Origin of the sequence: Stenotrophomonas sp. 1337 (assembly GCF_031455455.1) — a bacterium.
Taxonomy (GTDB): domain Bacteria; phylum Pseudomonadota; class Gammaproteobacteria; order Xanthomonadales; family Xanthomonadaceae; genus Stenotrophomonas; species Stenotrophomonas indicatrix.
The window spans coordinates 46,876-63,400 of the sequence record NZ_JAVDSR010000018.1 but is presented as its reverse complement, the minus strand read 5'-3'; the positions used below and the strand labels follow the sequence as shown (position 1 = coordinate 63,400).

Genomic DNA, 16,525 nt, shown 5'->3' with positions numbered 1-16,525 from the left:
CGTCTGGCGGTTTTCCTGGCAGTGCCATGCGCAAAGCAGGCATGACGAATTGAAAGTTTCCTTATTGGTGTGCCGTTCCCGGCGACGCAGGGTGGAAGTCCATCCAACGTCGTACAGGAGCGGTTCCCATGCATCATCCTCCTCGCAGTGCGGTGCGTGTCTGCCTGGTACTGGCACTCAGTGCGCTTGCCGCCGTTTCCGCGCAGGCCAACGAGCGCACGCTCGACGGCGTCAACTTCACCGGCCCGCTGATCACACCCAATCCTGCCGGCATGCCGGCGGGTCACTGGTACGTCGAACCCTATCTGGTGCGGGTCGACAGTTCCTCGTCCTTCGACCACAACGGCGACCGCCAGCGCAGCAGCGAACGCAGCGGCGCGTGGGCGATGGTGGTGCCCATCGCATACGGCTTCAGCGAACGGGTGACCGGCCAGGTCAACCTGAGTGCATCACGCGCCGAATCCGGCAACGCACGCAGCCGAGGCTTCCGCGCCGGTGATACCACCGCGCGCCTGCAATACCTGTTGCAGGCCCCCAGCGCCGATGGCACCACGCCGGCGGTGTCGATTGCCCTGGTACAGCGCTTCAGTACCGGCAGCCACGACCGCATCACCGGCAATCCGCTGGATGCGCAGGGTGATGGCGTGCAGCGCACCGTCGCCGCGTTGGCCGTGCAGCAGGTGCTGTGGCTGGGCAACGATCGGCCGCTGCGCTGGCGGGCGCAGTTCAGCGCGGGGCCGGCGCCATCGCGAACGGCCATCTCCGGCACCAGCGTGTACGGCACCGAGGACGGCTTCCAGGGCCATATCGCGCGGGGCTCGGTACTGGGTCTTTCCGTGGGCGCCGAATACAGCTTCAACGAACGCTGGGTCGGCGTGATGGAAGTTGCCGCCAGCCGCGAGACCGGCCAGCGCCTGACCGGTTTCGCGCCCGACGCTGCAGGTGGCGTCCGGCCCATCAACGAACACCGCCCGGCCAGTCGCAACCTGACCTTCGCGCCCGCTGTCGAGTACCACTTCAGCCCGTCGCTGGGGCTGATCGCCGGCGTCGAATTCACCGTTGCCGGCCGCAATACCGGCCGCATCATCAGTCCCCAGGTCGCCCTGGGCATGTTCTTCTGATGGGGGCCCTGCGATGAATGTCGAATCGATCGTCAATGCCGTGCTTGCCGTTGTCTGGAGCCCGTACCTGGTAGTGCTGTGCCTGGCAACGGGCCTGTACTTCAGCGTGCGTACCCGCTTCGTGCAGTTGCGCGCGCTGCCGGACATGCTGCGCCTGATGTTCCGTCACGAGCGCTCCGATGCCGGTGTCTCGCCGTTCCAGGCGTTGTCACTGTCGCTGTCCAGCCGGGTGGGCGTGGGCAACATCGCCGGTGTCGCCATGGCCATTGCCTTCGGCGGTCCGGGCGCGATCTTCTGGATGTGGATCGTCGCCTTCCTCGGTGCCTCCAGCGCGTTCATCGAGTCCACCCTGGCGCAGATCTACAAGGATCGCGACGCCAAGGGGCAGTATCGCGGTGGCCCGGCGTACTACATCGAGAAGGGGCTGGGCCAGCGCTGGTACGCCGTGCTGTTCGCGCTGGTCACGGTGCTGGCGGGGGCGATGCTGGCGGGCACGCAGTCCAACGCCATCACCAGTGCGGTGAACGAAGCGTGGGACGTTCCGGTGATGGTCACCACCGGTGTGCTGCTGGTGGTGTTGGCGGCGATCCTGCTCGGCGGCGTGCGTCGCATCGCGCGCGTCGCCGAATGGGTGGTGCCGGTGATGGCCGTGGCCTATCTGCTGGTCACTGCGGTGGTGATGGTACTCAACGTCGAGCGCGTGCCTGAGGTCATCGCCCTGGTGCTGCGCAGCGCCTTCGGTGTCGACGCCGCATTCGGCGCGATGATCGGGACCGCGATCCAATGGGGGGTGCGTCGTGGCGTGCTGTCCAACGAAGCTGGCATGGGCAGTGGCGCGCATCCTGCCGCTGCAGCAGAAGTGTCGCACCCGGTGAAGCAGGGGCTGGTGCAGTCGTTCTCGGTGTACATCGACACCATGGTCGTGTGCAGCGCGACGGCCTTCCTGATTCTCTCCACCGGGCTCTACAACGTCTACGACCCGTCGGTGAACGGTGTACCGGACGAGGCGCGCCTGCTGCTGGGCAACCTTCCCGGCGTGGAAGCAGGGCCACGCTTCGTACAGCACGCGGTGGAGTCGGCCTTGCCCGGCTTCGGCAAGTCGTTCGTCGCGCTGGCGATCCTGCCATTCGCGTTCACCACCATCCTGGCCCTGTACTACATGGCCGAAACCAACGTCAGTTACCTCTGCCGCGATCGTCCCCGAGGGTGGGTGATGGGCACCTTCCAGCTGCTGTTCCTGGCCGCTACGGGCTACTCGGCGATGAACAGTGCGACAGTGGCGTGGGCGCTGGGCGACATCGGCGTAGGCATGATGAGCTGGCTGAACATCATCGCCATCCTGCTGCTGCAGAGGCCCGCGCTGGCCGCGTTGCGCGACTACGAAGATCACCGGCGTCACGGGCGTGACCCGTTGTTCAACCCGAAGCTGCTGGGGGTTCGCAATACCAGCGTGTGGGCGCAGTAAGCACCCAGGCCGGTAGCGCCGGGCATGGCCCGGCGCTACCCGGTCATGAGTCACTCCACGCACAGCGTGGAAGTGGACTCACTCGTTGGGCGGCGTGGTTGCCTTGGCTTCGCTACCGAAGTTGCCATCGGCCTCGGCCGCCAGGTAGGCAAACACGGTATAGGCCGCCACGTTCTGCGCCAGCGCCTTCGGATCGATCTTGTCGAGGGTGTCGTCGGCGGTGTGGTGCAGGTGGAAGTAATCCGAGCCATCCTGCGCAAGCCACGCCCATGCGCCACCCTTGGCGGCCAGCGGACCGACATCGGGCCCCGGGCCGCCCTTGTCGGCGGCGTACTCGATGCCCAGCGGCTTCATCACCTCGGCAATCTGCCTGGTTGCCTCGCGCGAGCCTTCCGGGTTCGGCGAACCGGTGTTGAAGGCGTAGATGCGGCCAGCACCGAAATCGCTCTCGGCGGCCAGCTGGTGCAGGGCTACGTCCTTGGCGTGCGCCTCGGCGTAGGCCTTGCCGCCATACAGGCCCTGTTCTTCGTTGGCGAAGGCGACCACGCGGATGGTGCGCTTCGGCGCCTGCTTCAGCTGGCCGATCAGATGACCGGCGGCCATGGTGATGCCCACGCCTGCGCCGTCATCGACCGCGCCGGTGCCCAGGTCCCACGAGTCCAGGTGTCCACCGATCACCACCACTTCCTTCGGCAGCGTGCGGCCGGTGATCTCACCGATCACGTTGTACGAAGTCGCCGTGCCATCCCAACCGCAGTCCAGTGCGACCTTCACCGTGGTTGCGCCACGGGCAAGCAGGCGCGCCAGCTGGTCGGCGTCGGGCACCGACAGCGCCGCCGACGGCACCGGGGTCAGGCCGTCATCAAAGCGGGTGATGCCGGTGTGCGGCACGCGGTGCGAATCGGTACCGGCCGAGCGCATCAGGAAACCGATCGCGCCCTTGCGGATGGCCTCGGACGGGCCCTTGCTGCGGATCGCGCCGCCACGGCCATAGTCGCGGCCATCGCGGAACGGCAGCATCTGGTAATCGACGAAGGCGATCTTGCCCTTCAGCGAACCCGCCGGTGCGGCCTGCAGCGCGGCCAGATCGGCAAACCGCACTACCTCGGCTTCGACCGTACCGCCCGGGCTGCCACCCAGCGCGGTGATCTGCAGCGGTTGCGGGTTCCTGCCGGTCACGGCGGCGTGTTCACTGCGGCGCTCCCATTTCGGGAAGGTCACCGGTTCCTTCCACACCTTGTCAAAACCCAGTGCCTTGAACTTGGCTTCGGCCCAGGCCACGGCACGGGCGTCGGCCTCGCTGCCGGCGATGCGAGGGCCGATCTCGGTGGTCAACGATTCGACCACCTTCCAGCCGGTGTCATCGGCCAGCGCCTGGTCGCGCAGCTGCGCGGCGGTGGCCAGCGAAGCCGGCGGCAGGGTGGTGGCACGCGGCGCCGCGAAGGCCGGCGCGGCCAGCAGGGCGAGGGAGGATGCGATGGCAAGGACGCGGCGACGCATGGACAGCTCCGGGAAGGGTGTAAGCCTTGGAGCTTAACAGTCGTTCAGCGCCGCGCATGGGCGGGAGGTCATGGCCGGCGCGGATGCTGTTTTCCGCCAGATGCAGCAAAGCGAAAGCCCCGCCGGAGCGGGGCTTTCGCAGACCTCTGCGGTAGCGCCGGGCATGCCCGGCGAGCGCAGCGGCAAGATGGCGTTCCGCCAGGCATGGCCCGGCGCCACCAATCTTATTTCTTCAGGCTGTCGCGGATCTCGCGCAGCAGCACCACTTCCTCGGCCGGCGCTGCCGGTGCAGCTTCCTTCTTGCGCGACAGGCGGTTGATCACCTTGATCACCAGGAAGATGGCGAACGCCACGATCACGAACTGGATCAGCGTGTTGATGAAATCACCGTAGCCGATCACCACGGCCGGGATTTCCTTGCCATCAGGCCCGATGCTGGCCGGCGACAGTGTCCACGCAAGCTGGGAGAAATCGACCTTGCCGATCAGCATGCCCAGCGGCGGCATGATGATCTTCTCCACCAGCGCGGTGACGATCTTGCCGAAGGCAGCGCCAATCACCACGCCGACGGCGAGGTCGATGACGTTGCCGCGCATCGCGAATTCCTTGAACTCGGTGAGCATTCCCATTGTTGTTTTTCTCCTGAGGGCGAGGGGGGACAGCGCGAAGGGTAGCGCAGGTGATGTCAGCCGGCGATCACGCCGTGGCGTTCGGCCACGTTCTCAAGGCGTGCACTGAAACGGTCGCCGGGCTTCAGCGCGGCCACGCCGGACGGCGTGCCCATGAACACCAGATCGCCGGCGCGCAGCTGCCACAGCTTGGACAGCTCGTGCAGGATCTCCGGCACGTTCCAGATCATCTGGTCGAGCAGGGACTGCTGGCGGACTTCGCCATTGATCTCCAGCGACAGATTGAGCGCGGCCAGATCGCCGACTTCACCGGCGTGCACGATCTCGCTGATCGGTGCAGAGGCATCGAAACCCTTGGCCGAATCCCACGGGTGGCCCTTCTCCTTGGCGGCCGCCTGCAGGTCGCGGCGAGTCAGGTCCAGGCCTACGGCATAGCCATAGACGAGGGCCTCGGCGTCGGCCACGGCCAGCACGCCGGTGGGCGCGTCACGGCCGATCGCCACCACCAGTTCCACCTCGTGATGCAGGTTGCTGGTGGCAGGCGGGTAGGGGATCACATCGTCGTGGCCGACCACGATGGCGTCGGCCGGCTTGGTGAAGAACATCGGGCGGCCGCGATCATCTGCTGCGGGCACGGCAGCACCCATCTCACGCGCATGGTCGGCGAAGTTGCGGCCGACGCAGTAGATGCGGTGCACGGGAAAGCTGCCGCCGCCAACCACCGGTACACGCGGCGTGGCTGCAGCAGGGATCACATCGGAGACATCGGACATGCGGGCATCCAGGAAGGGAGTGCCCGCAGTCTAGAACGCAGCAAGGCCCGCCGTCAGCGGGCAGCGTCGATCAGCGCGAGGACGGCAGCGCCGACTTGCGTACCACGTGGTACTCGCCCTCGACCACGTTCGGGTCGACCGGGCGGCTCGGGCCGGGCTTGCGCGAAGCCAGCAGCTTCCACGCCAGGCCCACCAGGATCATGGCTGCACCGACGAATACGCCGATGAACACCATCGCGGCCAGAATCGCCAGGCCGAGCAGGCCCACGGCAACGCGCACCAGCGGATGGCGCGGCTTGCGCGGGGCAAACAGGGTGCGGAACTGGTTGAAGGCGAAATCGCGATTGAACATGGTGGCTCGATAGGCTGGAAATCAGCGAGCCATGAGTATCGGCAGGTGCCACTGTCATTGAGTGAAAAACTCGTTAAATATAGCCTTGGCTTATTACGGATCAATGACTTGTGTTCATGTCGCAGCTAGTCACATGACCAGGCGTGCGACAATGCGCGATTCCGTCCGAGCCTTCGCCATGACTGCCGCTGTTGCCCTGATCACCCTGGATGCCATTGCCGATGGTGCGTTTGCCGAGGTTGAAGCGGTGGTCGATGGCGATGCCGAGTCGCTGCTGCTGTACCGCGACGGTGAACAGGTGCGCGCGTTCCTGAACATCTGCCCGCACGCGGGCCGCCGCCTGGATTGGGCGCCCGGCCAGTTCCTGAAGAGCCGCGAAGGGCATCTGGTCTGCGCCGCCCATGGCGCCTCGTTCGCGCTGGACAGTGGCGACTGCATCGCCGGCCCCTGCAAGGGCGACCGCCTGCGCGCAGTGCCGGTGGATGTGCGGGATGGACAGGTCTACCTGGCCTGAGGCATCGGTGTGCGGACCAACGGTCCGCACCCACCAAGTTCAGTACCCACCAAGTTCAGAACCCACCACATCAGCGAAACATCCAGGAATCCATCCACGCATGGCGTGGATCTACCGTGCCGACTAAGGTCGACACCTACCAACAGCAGCACAGAACGCCGTTTCCACAGCGCGCGGAAATCTGTCGAAGGCGGGGTGGGTCCGGTTGCAGGGGCGTGAGCCGCATGGATGCGGCGACCGAGCTTACATGGATGTACTTGCAGCGTCCCCCGCAACCGGACCCACCCCGCCATCCCAAGGAATGCAGGCTGTTGCCATTGCCGTTGCCGTTGCCGTTGCCGTTGCCGTTGCCGTTGTCGTTGCCTCTGCGGGTGCAGGGCGCAGCCCTGCCAACAAACCCAACCTTCAGAACATCAGGTTGATCATCACCACCACCACACAGGTGTAGATCAGTGACAGCGGGCCGCCGACCCGCCACATCTCGCGTGGGGTGTAGTTGGCCGGGCCGGTGATCATCGAAATCACCGGGTTCGACGCCGTCATCAGGTTGTTGGACGCCGACAGCGCCACGATCAGCGCGAACGCCGTGGGATTGCCGCCGGCCGCCAGCGCCAGGTTCACCGCGATCGGCACCATCACGATGGTCGCGCCCACATGGCTGATCACCAGCGAGAACACCGTGGTCAGCAGCGCCAGCGCCAGTTCCAGCACCCAGATCGGAATGCCGGTGGGCAGCTTGTCGATGGTATGGCCGGCCACCCATGCCGCTGCGCCGCTGGAATCCATCGCCCAGCCGAGCGGAATCAGCCCGGCCATCATGAACACCGTCTTCCAGTTGATCGAGGCATAGGCCTCGTCCATGCGCAGCACGCCGGTCAACAGCATCCCGGCCACGCCGGTCATCAGCGTCAGCGCCACCGGCAGTTTGCTGGTCAGCGCGATCAGGATGGTCAGGGCGAAGATCGCCATGGCAATCTTGAACTTGTGCGGGCGCTGCTCGCCGGTGGGGTAATCGGTGACCACCACGAAGTCGCGGCTCTTGGCGGCCTGCGCGAGGTCGGTCCAGATGCTGTGGAAGACCAGCATGTCGCCGGCGCGCAGCTGCACATCGCGCACATCCTCGCGGATCACCTGCTTGTCGCGGTTGATCGCCAGCAGGCTGATGCCGCGTTCCTTGCGCAGGCGCAGCTCGCCTGCGGTCTTGCCGATGACGCCGGAGGTCGGCGGCACCACCGCCTCGGAAATGCCAGCGCGGCTGGGATTGAACAAGTCGCCCAGGTGTTTCAGGCGCGAGGACATGCGCAGGAACTGGTTCTGCGCGAAATCGTGGATCTGCTGGCGCGGGCCCATCGCGCCGAGCACGCTGCCCACCCAGATGCGCATTTCCGCCGGCGGTGCCAGGCGGGTGTCATTGCCGGTCTTCAGTGCCAGCAGCAGCGGCGCGTCATGCAGGTTCTCGGCCTCGCCCAGGGTCATGCCGACCAGCGGGCTCTCGGCGGTGACCACCAGCTCGAACACGTCGCCTTCGATGCCGTAGGTCTTGGCGAAGTAGCTCTCGGTGCGGGCCGGCGTGGTGCCGTCGTTGACCAGGCTTTCCTCTTCCACCAGCTTGCGGTCGCCGTAGTAGCGGAAATACAGCAGCGAGGCGATCAGCAGGGCGATGCCGATCGGCAGCGGCGCGAACATGCGCAGCGGCTCGATGGTGGCCAGGCCGGAGGGCAGGTTGTTATTGGCCGAGGCCAGCAGATCGTTCAGCAGGATCAGCGGCGAGTTGCCGACCATGGTCAGCGCGCCACCCATCACGATCGCCGCCGAGATCGGCAGCAGCAGGCGTTGCATGGTCAGTCCGGTGCGCGCGGCCAGACGCGAGGCAACCGGCAGGTACAGCGCCATCACCGACGGGTTCTGCATGAAGGACGAGTTCAGGCCGGCGATGGCCGTGGTCATCATCAGCAGCCGCTGCTCCACGCCATGGCCGCGCCGCAGCAGCCAGGCCGCGAGCCGGTTCAAGGCACCGGTGCGGTCCAGGCCCGCGCCGAGGATGGTGGTGGCGATGATGCTCATCACCGCGTTGCCGGAGAAGCCGCCGAAGATCTCCTCCGGCGCGATCAGGCCGGTCACGCCCAGCACCACCAGCACCACCAGCGCGACCACGTCGGCGCGGATGCGCTCGAACAGGAACATCGCCATTGTGAAGCCGACCAGCCCGAGCACGAGCTTCATGTCAGTGGTCAGCGTCAGCGCGGTATCCATGTGGGGCGCGGCGTCCTCAGGCGTTCATCAGGTGCGGTCGTACAACAGGTCCCAGACGCCATGGCCGAGCTTCTGGCCGCGGGTCTCGAAGTGGGTCTGCGGGCGCCAGTCCGGGCGCGGCACGCTGCCACGCGGACCGGCACGGTTGACCAGGCCGGGGGTGGCATCGAGCACGTCCCACATCTGCTCGGCGTAATCCTCCCAGTCGGTGGCACAGTGCAGGCGGCCACCGGGGCGCAGCTTGCGCACCAGCAGCTCGGCAAAACCCGGCTGGATCAGGCGACGCTTGTTGTGGCGCTTCTTGTGCCACGGGTCGGGGAAGTAGATGCGCACTTCGTCCAGCGCGCCATCGGCGATTTCCTTTTCCAGCACTTCCACTGCGTCGTGGTGGTACAGGCGCACGTGGTCGGCGTTGTCGTCGGCCAGCGCGTTCAGCAGGCGGCCCACGCCGGGCGCGTGCACTTCCAGGCCGATGTAGTCGCGGCTGGGGTCCTGCTGCGCGGCGAAGCGCAGCGCGGCGCCGTTGCCGAAGCCGATTTCCAGCACCTTGTGTGCATCGCGGCCGAAGGTGGCGTCCAGATCACGCGGTTCACCGCTGAAATCCAGGCCGAAACGCGGCCAGCGCTCGTCGAACGCGCGCTGCTGGGCCGGGGTGAAACGGCCCTGGCGCAGCACGAAGCTGCGCACTTCACGGCGGCCTTCGTTGACCGTGAACGGCTTGGGCGGTGCCTTCGAACCGGCGCTGTCGAATGGATTGGTCATCAGCCGATCAACCCATCGATCGGCGAGGACGCACTGGCATAGCGCTTGCGCGGAATGCGGCCGGCCAGGAACGCCTCGCGGCCGGCTTCCACGGCCTTGCGCATGGCGCTGGCCATCAACACCGGGTTGCGCGCGCCGGCGATGGCGGTGTTCATCAGCACGCCGTCGCAGCCCAGTTCCATCGCGATCGCCGCATCCGACGCGGTGCCCACGCCGGCGTCGACGATGATCGGCACCTTGGCGTCTTCGATGATCTGCAGCAGGTTGTACTTGTTCTGGATGCCCAGGCCCGAGCCGATCGGCGCGGCCAGCGGCATCACCGCAGCGCAGCCGATCTCTTCCAGGCGCTTGGCCAGGATCGGGTCGTCGGAGGTATAGACCATCACCTCGAAACCGTCCTTGACCAGCTGCTCGGCGGCCTTGAGGGTCTGCACCACGTCCGGGTACAGCGACTTCTGGTCGCCCAGTACTTCCAGCTTGGTCAGGTTGTGGCCGTCCAGCAGTTCGCGGGCCAGGCGGCAGGTGCGCACGGCATCCTCGGCGGTGTAGCAGCCGGCGGTGTTGGGCAGGATGGTGTAACGGTCCGGCGGCAGCACGTCGAGCAGGTTCGGTTCGCCCGGGTTCTGGCCGATGTTGGTACGGCGGATGGCCACGGTGACGATCCGGGCGCCCGCGGCCTCGGTGGCCAGGCGGGTTTCTTCCAGATCCTTGAACTTGCCGGTGCCGGTAAGCAGCCGCGAGCTGTAGGTCTTGCCGGCGATCACCAGCGAATCGGGGGAGACATGAGCGTTCATGACGCGATTATCGCTTATCCGCCCGAAGATGGGGTCGTCACTTCGACGCCGCCGGGCATGGCCCGGCGCTACCGGAACGGATGCGCAGGGTAGCGCCGGGCCATGCCCGGCGAGCGCGGAGCGCGGGATGCCTCAGCCGCCGCCCAGGGCATGCACGATCTCCACCACATCGCCCTCGGCCAGCACATGCTCGGCATGGAGGCTGCGACTGACGATCTCGCCGTTCACCTCCACCGCCACCCGGCGTTGCAGCAACTGCTCGGCCGCAAGCAGGTCCAGGAGGGTCGCCGAAGCGGGCAGGGTGCGGGGTTCGCCATTGAGCTGGATGTTCATGGGGCCATTGTCGCTGATCGCCGGTTCGCATCGGAACCGTTGCAAGTTGTGCGCTACGCCCGCACCGGCAAAGCCCGCCAGGCCTGGCTCGGGCGACAATCCATGCGGCGGCGCAGCGTGAGCAATTGGCGGCGCAGTGAAACCATTCACCGTGCGCCGGCGTACGTGCGTCGGATCCTCAAACGATATCCCCACAGGAGTTTTTACATGCTGCTCAGCAAACGCCCGATCCGCTCCCTCATGGCGGCCGCGATCGCGCTGGCCGCGCTGCCGGCCATGGCAGGCGAATCCCCGTTCACCCGCACCGTGTTCATCGGTGACAGCCTGACCGACAGCGGCTACTTCCGTCCGCTGCTGCCGGCCGACGTGCGTCCGGTCACCGGCCAGTCCACCACCAACCCCGGTTGGGAGTGGGCACAGTGGGTGGCCGATTACTACGGCACCAACGCCAGCCCGAACGGCAACGGCCAGACCGGCGACAACTACGCTGTCGGCGGCGCCCGGGTCGGCACCGACTTCCGCAACCCGCAGCTGGGCAACGTGCTGGTGCCGTCGTTGAAGACGCAGACCGCCAACTACCTGGCCGCCAACGCTGGCAAGGCGGATCCGCGCGCGCTGTACACCGTCTGGGGTGGCGCAAACGACCTGTTCCAGATCACCAACCCGGCCCAGGCGCCAGCAGTCATCGGCTCGGCGGTCACTGACCAGATCGGTATCGTGGCCAGCCTGAAGCAGGCCGGTGCCGAGTACGTGCTGGTTCCGAACCTGCCCGATATCGGCTCCACTCCGGGCTTCATCGATCGCGGCGCTGCCGCGCGCGTGCAGGGGACGGCGCTGTCCAACGCCTACAACAGCGCGCTTTATGGCGGTCTCAAGCAGGCCGGCATCGATTTCATTCCGCTGGACACCTACACGCTGCTGCGCGAAATCATCGCCAGCCCGGGCATGTACGGCTTCAGCAACGTCACCGGCCGGGCCTGCACCGTGCCGTCGTCGCTGACCTGCAGCCCCTTGGCCTATGTGCGTCCGGATGCGGCAAGTACCTACCTGTTCGCCGATGACGTGCACCCGACCACGGCCGCGCACCAGATGCTGGGCCAGTACGCCATCTCGATCCTGGAAGGCCCGCGCCTGCAGCAGGTGCTGAGCCACTCGGCACAGACCATCGGCCGTTCGCGCGCCGACCAGGTCAGCCTGCACCAGGCCGGCCGCCCGGCCGACGGGATGTCCTGGTGGGGCGGCGTGCGCGGTGACATGCAGCGCTACGACCACGCCGATCTGTACGACGGCCTGGCCCCGGCCGGCCTGTTCGGTGTCGACTGGGCACGTGACGGCATGGTCTTCGGCGGCTTCGCCGGCTTTGGCCGCCTGAATGCCGACTTCGGCAACAGCCGTGGCGATTTCACCCAGAAGGACACCACGGCCGGTCTGTTCGCCGGCTGGTACGGCGACCGCATCTGGGTCAATGGCCAGGTCAGCTACACCTGGCTGTCCTATGACGTGAACCGCAAGGTCCAGCTCGGCCCGGCCACCCGCGAACACGGTGGCTCGCCGGACGGCAGCAACCTGACCGCCGCCCTGAACGCCGGTTACGAGTTCGGCACCGAAGGTGGCTTCCGCCACGGCCCGATCGCCTCGGTGATCTGGCAGCAGGTCAAGATCGACGGTTACACCGAAAGCGCCGATGCCGGCACCCTGGCCACCGCGCTGGGTTACGGCAAGCAGGATGTCGATTCCACCGTCGGCCGTATCGGTTGGCAGGCCCGCTTCGACGGCGGAACCGTCAAGCCGTACGTGCAGGTGACCTACGACCACGAGTTCGAAGACACCAAGCAGGCCAGCGCCTGGGTGCAGAGCCTGCCGGACGTCGGCATGTACCGCGTGCCGGGCATGGACTTCGACAAGAACTATGCAACCGCCATCCTGGGCGCGCGCATGGAGCTGTTCGGCCTGCAGAGCAACATCGGCCTGAGCGCCACCACCCTGCAGAAGCGTGCGCAGGACGCGACGCTGTTTGCCAGCTTCAGCGGCAGCTTCTGATGCACACGACGGCAGGCCTGCGGGCCTGCCGTCACCGTCACGGGCAGGCTGCAAGGGCCTGCCCGTTGCGTTTGAACACGTGCCCCGCATAGACTTGTCGGGCAACGCGGGCGTAGCTCAATGGTAGAGCTGTAGCTTCCCAAGCTACTGACGAGGGTTCGATTCCCTTCGCCCGCTCCATGTCTTCCAGCGGTTTGCGCCAGATCGAGGCGCTCCGCAATAACCGAAGCGCTTCGCAATTCACTGCGCCGAAGTGGTTTTGGACTCTCTTTTCTTTCGCGCGTGGATCCCGGTCGTGGTGACTGATGGATGCTCGGCTGGGCCTGCGCCTCGTGAATGTCCGCCGCCTCGCGGGTCTTATCGAATCCTCAGCGCGATGCGCGCCCGTCAAGGGAAGACTCGCTTCATTCGCGATCGGCCGCGAGTTGTGAGTCTTCGCTGCTCGTTCGGCAGGTTCTTGCAGGTCTTCGGTCGGGTGTAGCGAATCACGTGGAAAGATGAGTGGCCTGCCTCAACTTCAGGTGACCTTGTTGGCAACTACACTCAGCGCACCTGCCGTACTGTTTGGAGTTATGCACTGGCGGCAACTCTGGCTGCAGCGGTAATCCGGAGCGCAGGTCACAACCTTGGACGCTCCGGGGGAAGGATTTCATTGATCGTTTTACCCCCGATTCGTGCAATAACGTACTTGAATCCGACAGTTCCGGAGAGGTACTCGTAAAGCTCCGCCTCGATCTCGCCGATCTTTTCGCCGAAACTCTCACTCAGCTCCGTCGCCCCTTTAGGCAAATAGCCTGAATCCAGATCAATCCAGACTATGCCTGTAGACGGCTCAGGAGTGATCCGGACAAGTACATGATCTTCTTGGCCCGGCAGCCGCGTCTGCTGATCCACAAAACGCTGCAGTTCAGGCTCCAGCTGTCGGAAAATCGACATGCTTTCCGCCACAGAGGGAAGTCGCTGTTGCTGCTGAGGCTGTGTTTGTTGCGTGCTTGCATTGGCGGCGAGTGCTACAGAAAGTGCAAGCCCTGCGACGATACAAGCCAATCTCCCACGTTGCGTAACAGGCATCATGCATCTCCTTTGCTGATGGATCCCCTGCATCCGAGGTTATCAACAATGATCGCGTCGTTTGAAGTCAGGTAACTCCCCGTCTATTGCAGGTAATTCCAGTCGGCGAAGGTGAACGGTGGCCTTTCCATGCGTGCAAGATGCTGGGTAGGGGAATGGCCAAGTGCTGTCGCGGCATTGCCCTACGGCGCCCTACGGCGTCGAGCTGGCTGGAGCGCCCTCCTGACCTCGCACACTCAAAAGTCGCTTGGGCGAGCGATTCAGATGGGCCCGCTTCGTTCGCATCGGCTAGATTCTGTCGGGCCTGATTCAGGCCGAGCGCGGGGCGTTCGTTTCCAACAATCCGCATTTCCCGTGCAGGCAGTGCGCGGTAGCGTCCAGACTCCTTTCAAGTGGAAACATGCGCGTGGAAAGCAGGGATGACGTTGTCACACGGCTGCACAGGATCTTCCTTTCGGCCGGCATCGGCTCAGCCAAACAGGTCGAAGCGGTTCGAGCACTCGGGCGTGCCGGTGGCCCGGAGGCGGCGCGGTTGATCGGGCAGATCTATCAGGACGCCTTCAGTGGGTCGGCCATCCAGATGGCCTGCATCGCCGCGCTGGGCGAAGCGGCACGCACCTGTCCGCCGGTGTTGCCAGGCACGGAGTGAGCTGGGCAGCGCGGCTGCGCGCGGGCCGGGCAGCATCATCCAGACGCAACGCTGCCACGCTATGCTTCGCGCCTGCCGACCGATCCCACTGCGATGAAGCTCGCCATCCTGTCCCGCAACACCCGGCTGTACTCCACCCGTCGGCTGGTCGAGGCCGCGCGCGCGCGCGGCCATACCGTGCGCATCCTGGATCCGCTGCGCTGCTACATGCGCATCGCCGCGGACGGCTTTTCCATGCACTACAAGGGCCGGCCGATGACCGGCGTGGATGCGGTCATCCCGCGCATCGGTGCTTCGGTCACCCGCTATGGCACCGCCGTGCTGCGCCAGTTCGAACTGATGGGCGCACGCACGCCCAATCCGTCCGACGCGATCCTGCGCTCGCGCGACAAGCTGCGGGCGCACCAGTTGCTGGCGGCCAAGGGCATCGACATGCCGGTCACCGTCTTCGGTGACAACCCGGATGACACCGTCGACCTGTTGTCCATGCTCGGCCCACCGCCGCATGTGGTAAAGCTCAATGAAGGCACCCAGGGCCGTGGCGTGATCCTCACCGAGAAGGCCAGCGCCTCGCGCGGCATCGTCGAAGCCCTGCGTGGCCTGTATGCCAACTTCCTGATGCAGGAGTTCATCGGCGAGGCCAAGGGCGCCGACCTGCGTTGCTTCGTGGTCGGCGACCAGGTGGTGGCGTCGATGCAGCGCCAGGCGCCGGAGGGGGATTTCCGCTCGAACCTGCATGCCGGCGGCACGGCGGTGGCGTCCAAGGCCAGCCGGGCCGAGCAGCAGGTGGCGGTACGTTCGGCCAAGGCGCTGGGGCTGGGCGTCTGCGGGGTGGACCTGATCCGCTCCGAGCGCGGCCCGCTGGTGCTGGAGGTGAACTCAACCCCGGGTCTGGAAGGGATCGAGGCCGCCTGCGGGGTGGATGTGGCCGCACGCATCATCGAACATGTCGAGAAGGTCAAAAAATCCTGATATTTCAGTGGCTTGAAATTAAATTCAGGCGGGGTTGGCGGGTTTAACACTGCTTTAATCGCCCCGGGCGTAGCCTTCAACGAACCGCAGCTCTGCCTCTCAGCAGGATCGGTATCGGGATACAACTTCAGGCCCAGGCGGGTGCACCGCCTGGGTCTTTTTTATGCCCTGTGTCCCCCTGCCAAGGGGCCCTTGTGGGCAGGTGGGGACACTCGTAGAGTTGGGCCTTCGTTCCGAAGGATCGGGAGGTTGGCGATGTACCGCACCACGATGATCGTGCTGTTGCTGTGCCTGCCTGGCGTTGCACTGGCCAAGCCGGAAAAGGCGGCTGTGCAGATGGACCGCCAGACCCCGGTGGCCGAGCAGGTCCGCCAGGTCGAAAAAGCCCTGCAGCAGGGCGACTACAACGAAATCTCCGCCGAGGATCGCAGTCAGGTCCAGCAGGCACTGGCGCGGATCACCCAGCGGATGGGCGACCGGCAGACCGTCCAGGAGCTGCCGCCGCAGGTGCAGAACGACGTCTTCAACGATCAGGAGCGGGTCAACAGCATCCTGACGCGCGCCCACGACGACAGCCGCCAGATCTGCTCGTACCAGCGCACCACGGGCAGCAACATGCCCAAGAGCCGTTGCATGACCGTGGCCGAACGGCGCCGCATCGAAGAGAAGGGCAAGGCCCTGCTCAACGACCAGCGCACCTACAGCAACTTGAACCCGGACTCCAAGCTTTAAGGCCGCCTGCACCTGCCGGCCAGCACTTGCTGGCAGAGCGGGCATCCGCATACAGTCGGCGTTCACCTCAGACAGGGATTCGTTTGTCATGAAGCATCCAGTGATATCAGCGGTTCTGGTTTCGGCGTTGGCCCTGGTCGCTGCCTCGGCAGGGGCCAAGAGTGCCGAAGAGGTATTCCTGCCGGGCAAGCCGCTGCTGCAGCAGGTAGAGCGCATCGAGATCGAGCTCAACGATGGCGAAACCTATTCCGAGCTGCGTCAGGAAGAGCGCGGCAAGGTCCGCGAGACCCTGGTTCGCATCCGTGCCGCCGCCGAGCAGTACCCGACCAAGGACGCGATGCCTGAATCGGTACGAACTGAGGTCTTCAACGATCAGCAGGTCGTGAACACCGTTTTGACACAGGCGCGTGAAGATAGTCGTCTAATATGCCGACGTGAGAAGACCATTGGTTCCAACATGTCGTCCACGCAATGCATGACCGTCGCCGAGCGTGCTCGGCAGAAGGACAAGGCACAGCGCGACATGGGTCAGGCCCAGCGCGTCGGTAAATTCGTCAATTAGAGG

17 protein-coding genes and 1 tRNA gene are annotated in these 16,525 nt (G+C 65.6%); 9 read left to right on the top strand and 9 right to left on the bottom strand.

The window, feature by feature from the left end; genetic code table 11:
• The first annotated feature begins 128 nt into the window (after positions 1 to 128).
• Together J2X70_RS18990 and J2X70_RS18985 are read left to right on the top strand one after the other, a co-directional pair.
• Positions 129 to 1,121, top strand: coding sequence for a hypothetical protein (locus J2X70_RS18990; protein WP_025874269.1), 993 nt, complete (start codon positions 129 to 131; stop codon positions 1,119 to 1,121).
• A gap of 13 nt (positions 1,122 to 1,134) precedes the next feature.
• The gene (locus tag J2X70_RS18985) at positions 1,135 to 2,586 is read left to right on the top strand and encodes an alanine/glycine:cation symporter family protein (RefSeq protein WP_309911692.1); all 1,452 of its coding nucleotides are present in this window, start codon (positions 1,135 to 1,137) and stop codon (positions 2,584 to 2,586) included.
• A gap of 78 nt (positions 2,587 to 2,664) precedes the next feature.
• Here J2X70_RS18985 and J2X70_RS18980 read toward each other — a convergent pair whose 3' ends face one another.
• The 4 genes from J2X70_RS18980 to J2X70_RS18965 all read right to left on the bottom strand — a co-directional run bounded on the left by J2X70_RS18980 (position 2,665) and on the right by J2X70_RS18965 (position 5,840).
• Positions 2,665 to 4,086 carry a M28 family peptidase gene (locus J2X70_RS18980; RefSeq protein ID WP_025874271.1) on the bottom strand — a complete coding sequence of 474 codons (1,422 nt, stop codon included), beginning with the start codon at positions 4,084 to 4,086 and terminating at the stop codon, positions 2,665 to 2,667.
• Positions 4,087 to 4,310: 224 nt separating this feature from the next.
• Positions 4,311 to 4,715, bottom strand: coding sequence for a large-conductance mechanosensitive channel protein MscL (gene mscL / locus J2X70_RS18975; protein ID WP_025874272.1), 405 nt, complete (start codon positions 4,713 to 4,715; stop codon positions 4,311 to 4,313).
• Positions 4,716 to 4,771: 56 nt separating this feature from the next.
• Positions 4,772 to 5,488, bottom strand: coding sequence for a fumarylacetoacetate hydrolase family protein (locus J2X70_RS18970; protein ID WP_025874273.1), 717 nt, complete (start codon positions 5,486 to 5,488; stop codon positions 4,772 to 4,774).
• Positions 5,489 to 5,558: 70 nt separating this feature from the next.
• Positions 5,559 to 5,840: a hypothetical protein gene (locus J2X70_RS18965; protein WP_025874274.1), complete on the bottom strand. Its 282-nt coding sequence runs from the start codon at positions 5,838 to 5,840 to the stop codon at positions 5,559 to 5,561.
• Between the two features lie 178 nt (positions 5,841 to 6,018).
• Here J2X70_RS18965 and J2X70_RS18960 point away from each other — a divergent pair, with 178 nt between their 5' ends.
• Positions 6,019 to 6,354, top strand: coding sequence for a Rieske (2Fe-2S) protein (locus J2X70_RS18960; protein WP_049469607.1), 336 nt, complete (start codon positions 6,019 to 6,021; stop codon positions 6,352 to 6,354).
• Between the two features lie 405 nt (positions 6,355 to 6,759).
• Here the strand turns inward: J2X70_RS18960 and J2X70_RS18955 are convergent, their stop codons facing one another.
• The 4 genes from J2X70_RS18955 to thiS all read right to left on the bottom strand — a co-directional run bounded on the left by J2X70_RS18955 (position 6,760) and on the right by thiS (position 10,496).
• Entirely contained in the window at positions 6,760 to 8,607 is a 1,848-nt protein-coding gene (locus J2X70_RS18955; RefSeq protein WP_025874276.1) for an SLC13 family permease, read from the bottom strand.
• A 27-nt stretch (positions 8,608 to 8,634) separates the two neighbouring features.
• Complete coding sequence (gene trmB, locus J2X70_RS18950; RefSeq protein ID WP_025874277.1) at positions 8,635 to 9,369, bottom strand: tRNA (guanosine(46)-N7)-methyltransferase TrmB; 735 nt, start codon at positions 9,367 to 9,369, stop codon at positions 8,635 to 8,637.
• The gene (locus J2X70_RS18945) at positions 9,369 to 10,163 is read right to left on the bottom strand and encodes a thiazole synthase (protein ID WP_032975186.1); all 795 of its coding nucleotides are present in this window, start codon (positions 10,161 to 10,163) and stop codon (positions 9,369 to 9,371) included. Before J2X70_RS18945 ends, trmB begins: the two co-directional genes overlap by 1 nt.
• 132 nt (positions 10,164 to 10,295) lie before the next feature.
• Positions 10,296 to 10,496 carry a sulfur carrier protein ThiS gene (gene thiS / locus J2X70_RS18940; RefSeq protein WP_093818795.1) on the bottom strand — a complete coding sequence of 67 codons (201 nt, stop codon included), beginning with the start codon at positions 10,494 to 10,496 and terminating at the stop codon, positions 10,296 to 10,298.
• Between the two features lie 207 nt (positions 10,497 to 10,703).
• Here thiS and J2X70_RS18935 point away from each other — a divergent pair, with 207 nt between their 5' ends.
• A complete protein-coding gene (locus tag J2X70_RS18935; RefSeq protein WP_309911688.1) occupies positions 10,704 to 12,536 on the top strand; it encodes an autotransporter domain-containing protein in 1,833 nt (610 codons plus the stop codon).
• A gap of 106 nt (positions 12,537 to 12,642) precedes the next feature.
• Positions 12,643 to 12,716 (top strand) — tRNA-Gly (locus J2X70_RS18930).
• A gap of 438 nt (positions 12,717 to 13,154) precedes the next feature.
• Here J2X70_RS18930 and J2X70_RS18925 read toward each other — a convergent pair.
• A complete protein-coding gene (locus J2X70_RS18925) occupies positions 13,155 to 13,607 on the bottom strand; it encodes a hypothetical protein (RefSeq protein ID WP_309911686.1) in 453 nt (150 codons plus the stop codon).
• Positions 13,608 to 14,007: 400 nt separating this feature from the next.
• Here J2X70_RS18925 and J2X70_RS18920 point away from each other — a divergent pair, with 400 nt between their 5' ends.
• From J2X70_RS18920 to J2X70_RS18905, 4 genes are all read left to right on the top strand, one after another.
• Entirely contained in the window at positions 14,008 to 14,256 is a 249-nt protein-coding gene (locus tag J2X70_RS18920) for a hypothetical protein (protein ID WP_032951630.1), read from the top strand.
• A 93-nt stretch (positions 14,257 to 14,349) separates the two neighbouring features.
• Positions 14,350 to 15,228, top strand: coding sequence for a 30S ribosomal protein S6--L-glutamate ligase (gene rimK / locus J2X70_RS18915; protein WP_309911683.1), 879 nt, complete (start codon positions 14,350 to 14,352; stop codon positions 15,226 to 15,228).
• 255 nt (positions 15,229 to 15,483) lie between these two features.
• Positions 15,484 to 15,960 carry a hypothetical protein gene (locus tag J2X70_RS18910; protein ID WP_025874284.1) on the top strand — a complete coding sequence of 159 codons (477 nt, stop codon included), beginning with the start codon at positions 15,484 to 15,486 and terminating at the stop codon, positions 15,958 to 15,960.
• Positions 15,961 to 16,048: 88 nt separating this feature from the next.
• On the top strand, positions 16,049 to 16,522 hold the full coding sequence (locus J2X70_RS18905; RefSeq protein WP_025874285.1) for a hypothetical protein: 474 nt from the start codon (positions 16,049 to 16,051) through the stop codon (positions 16,520 to 16,522).
• Positions 16,523 to 16,525: the final 3 nt, after the last annotated feature.

What these genes read in the sequence shown, in the direction of transcription:
- J2X70_RS18990 (WP_025874269.1), top strand. Translation starts at nt 129, where the DNA reads ATGCATCATCCTCCTCGCAGTGCGGTGCGTGTCTGCCTGGTACTGGCA.
- rimK (WP_309911683.1), top strand. Translation starts at nt 14,350, where the DNA reads ATGAAGCTCGCCATCCTGTCCCGCAACACCCGGCTGTACTCCACCCGT.
- J2X70_RS18925 (WP_309911686.1), bottom strand. Translation starts at nt 13,607, where the DNA reads ATGCCTGTTACGCAACGTGGGAGATTGGCTTGTATCGTCGCAGGGCTT.
- thiS (WP_093818795.1), bottom strand. Translation starts at nt 10,496, where the DNA reads ATGAACATCCAGCTCAATGGCGAACCCCGCACCCTGCCCGCTTCGGCG.
- J2X70_RS18910 (WP_025874284.1), top strand. Translation starts at nt 15,484, where the DNA reads ATGTACCGCACCACGATGATCGTGCTGTTGCTGTGCCTGCCTGGCGTT.
- J2X70_RS18945 (WP_032975186.1), bottom strand. Translation starts at nt 10,163, where the DNA reads ATGAACGCTCATGTCTCCCCCGATTCGCTGGTGATCGCCGGCAAGACC.
- J2X70_RS18965 (WP_025874274.1), bottom strand. Translation starts at nt 5,840, where the DNA reads ATGTTCAATCGCGATTTCGCCTTCAACCAGTTCCGCACCCTGTTTGCC.
- J2X70_RS18920 (WP_032951630.1), top strand. Translation starts at nt 14,008, where the DNA reads ATGCGCGTGGAAAGCAGGGATGACGTTGTCACACGGCTGCACAGGATC.
- J2X70_RS18955 (WP_025874276.1), bottom strand. Translation starts at nt 8,607, where the DNA reads ATGGATACCGCGCTGACGCTGACCACTGACATGAAGCTCGTGCTCGGG.
- J2X70_RS18960 (WP_049469607.1), top strand. Translation starts at nt 6,019, where the DNA reads ATGACTGCCGCTGTTGCCCTGATCACCCTGGATGCCATTGCCGATGGT.
- J2X70_RS18980 (WP_025874271.1), bottom strand. Translation starts at nt 4,086, where the DNA reads ATGCGTCGCCGCGTCCTTGCCATCGCATCCTCCCTCGCCCTGCTGGCC.
- mscL (WP_025874272.1), bottom strand. Translation starts at nt 4,715, where the DNA reads ATGGGAATGCTCACCGAGTTCAAGGAATTCGCGATGCGCGGCAACGTC.
- trmB (WP_025874277.1), bottom strand. Translation starts at nt 9,369, where the DNA reads ATGACCAATCCATTCGACAGCGCCGGTTCGAAGGCACCGCCCAAGCCG.
- J2X70_RS18970 (WP_025874273.1), bottom strand. Translation starts at nt 5,488, where the DNA reads ATGTCCGATGTCTCCGATGTGATCCCTGCTGCAGCCACGCCGCGTGTA.
- J2X70_RS18985 (WP_309911692.1), top strand. Translation starts at nt 1,135, where the DNA reads ATGAATGTCGAATCGATCGTCAATGCCGTGCTTGCCGTTGTCTGGAGC.
- J2X70_RS18935 (WP_309911688.1), top strand. Translation starts at nt 10,704, where the DNA reads ATGCTGCTCAGCAAACGCCCGATCCGCTCCCTCATGGCGGCCGCGATC.
- J2X70_RS18905 (WP_025874285.1), top strand. Translation starts at nt 16,049, where the DNA reads ATGAAGCATCCAGTGATATCAGCGGTTCTGGTTTCGGCGTTGGCCCTG.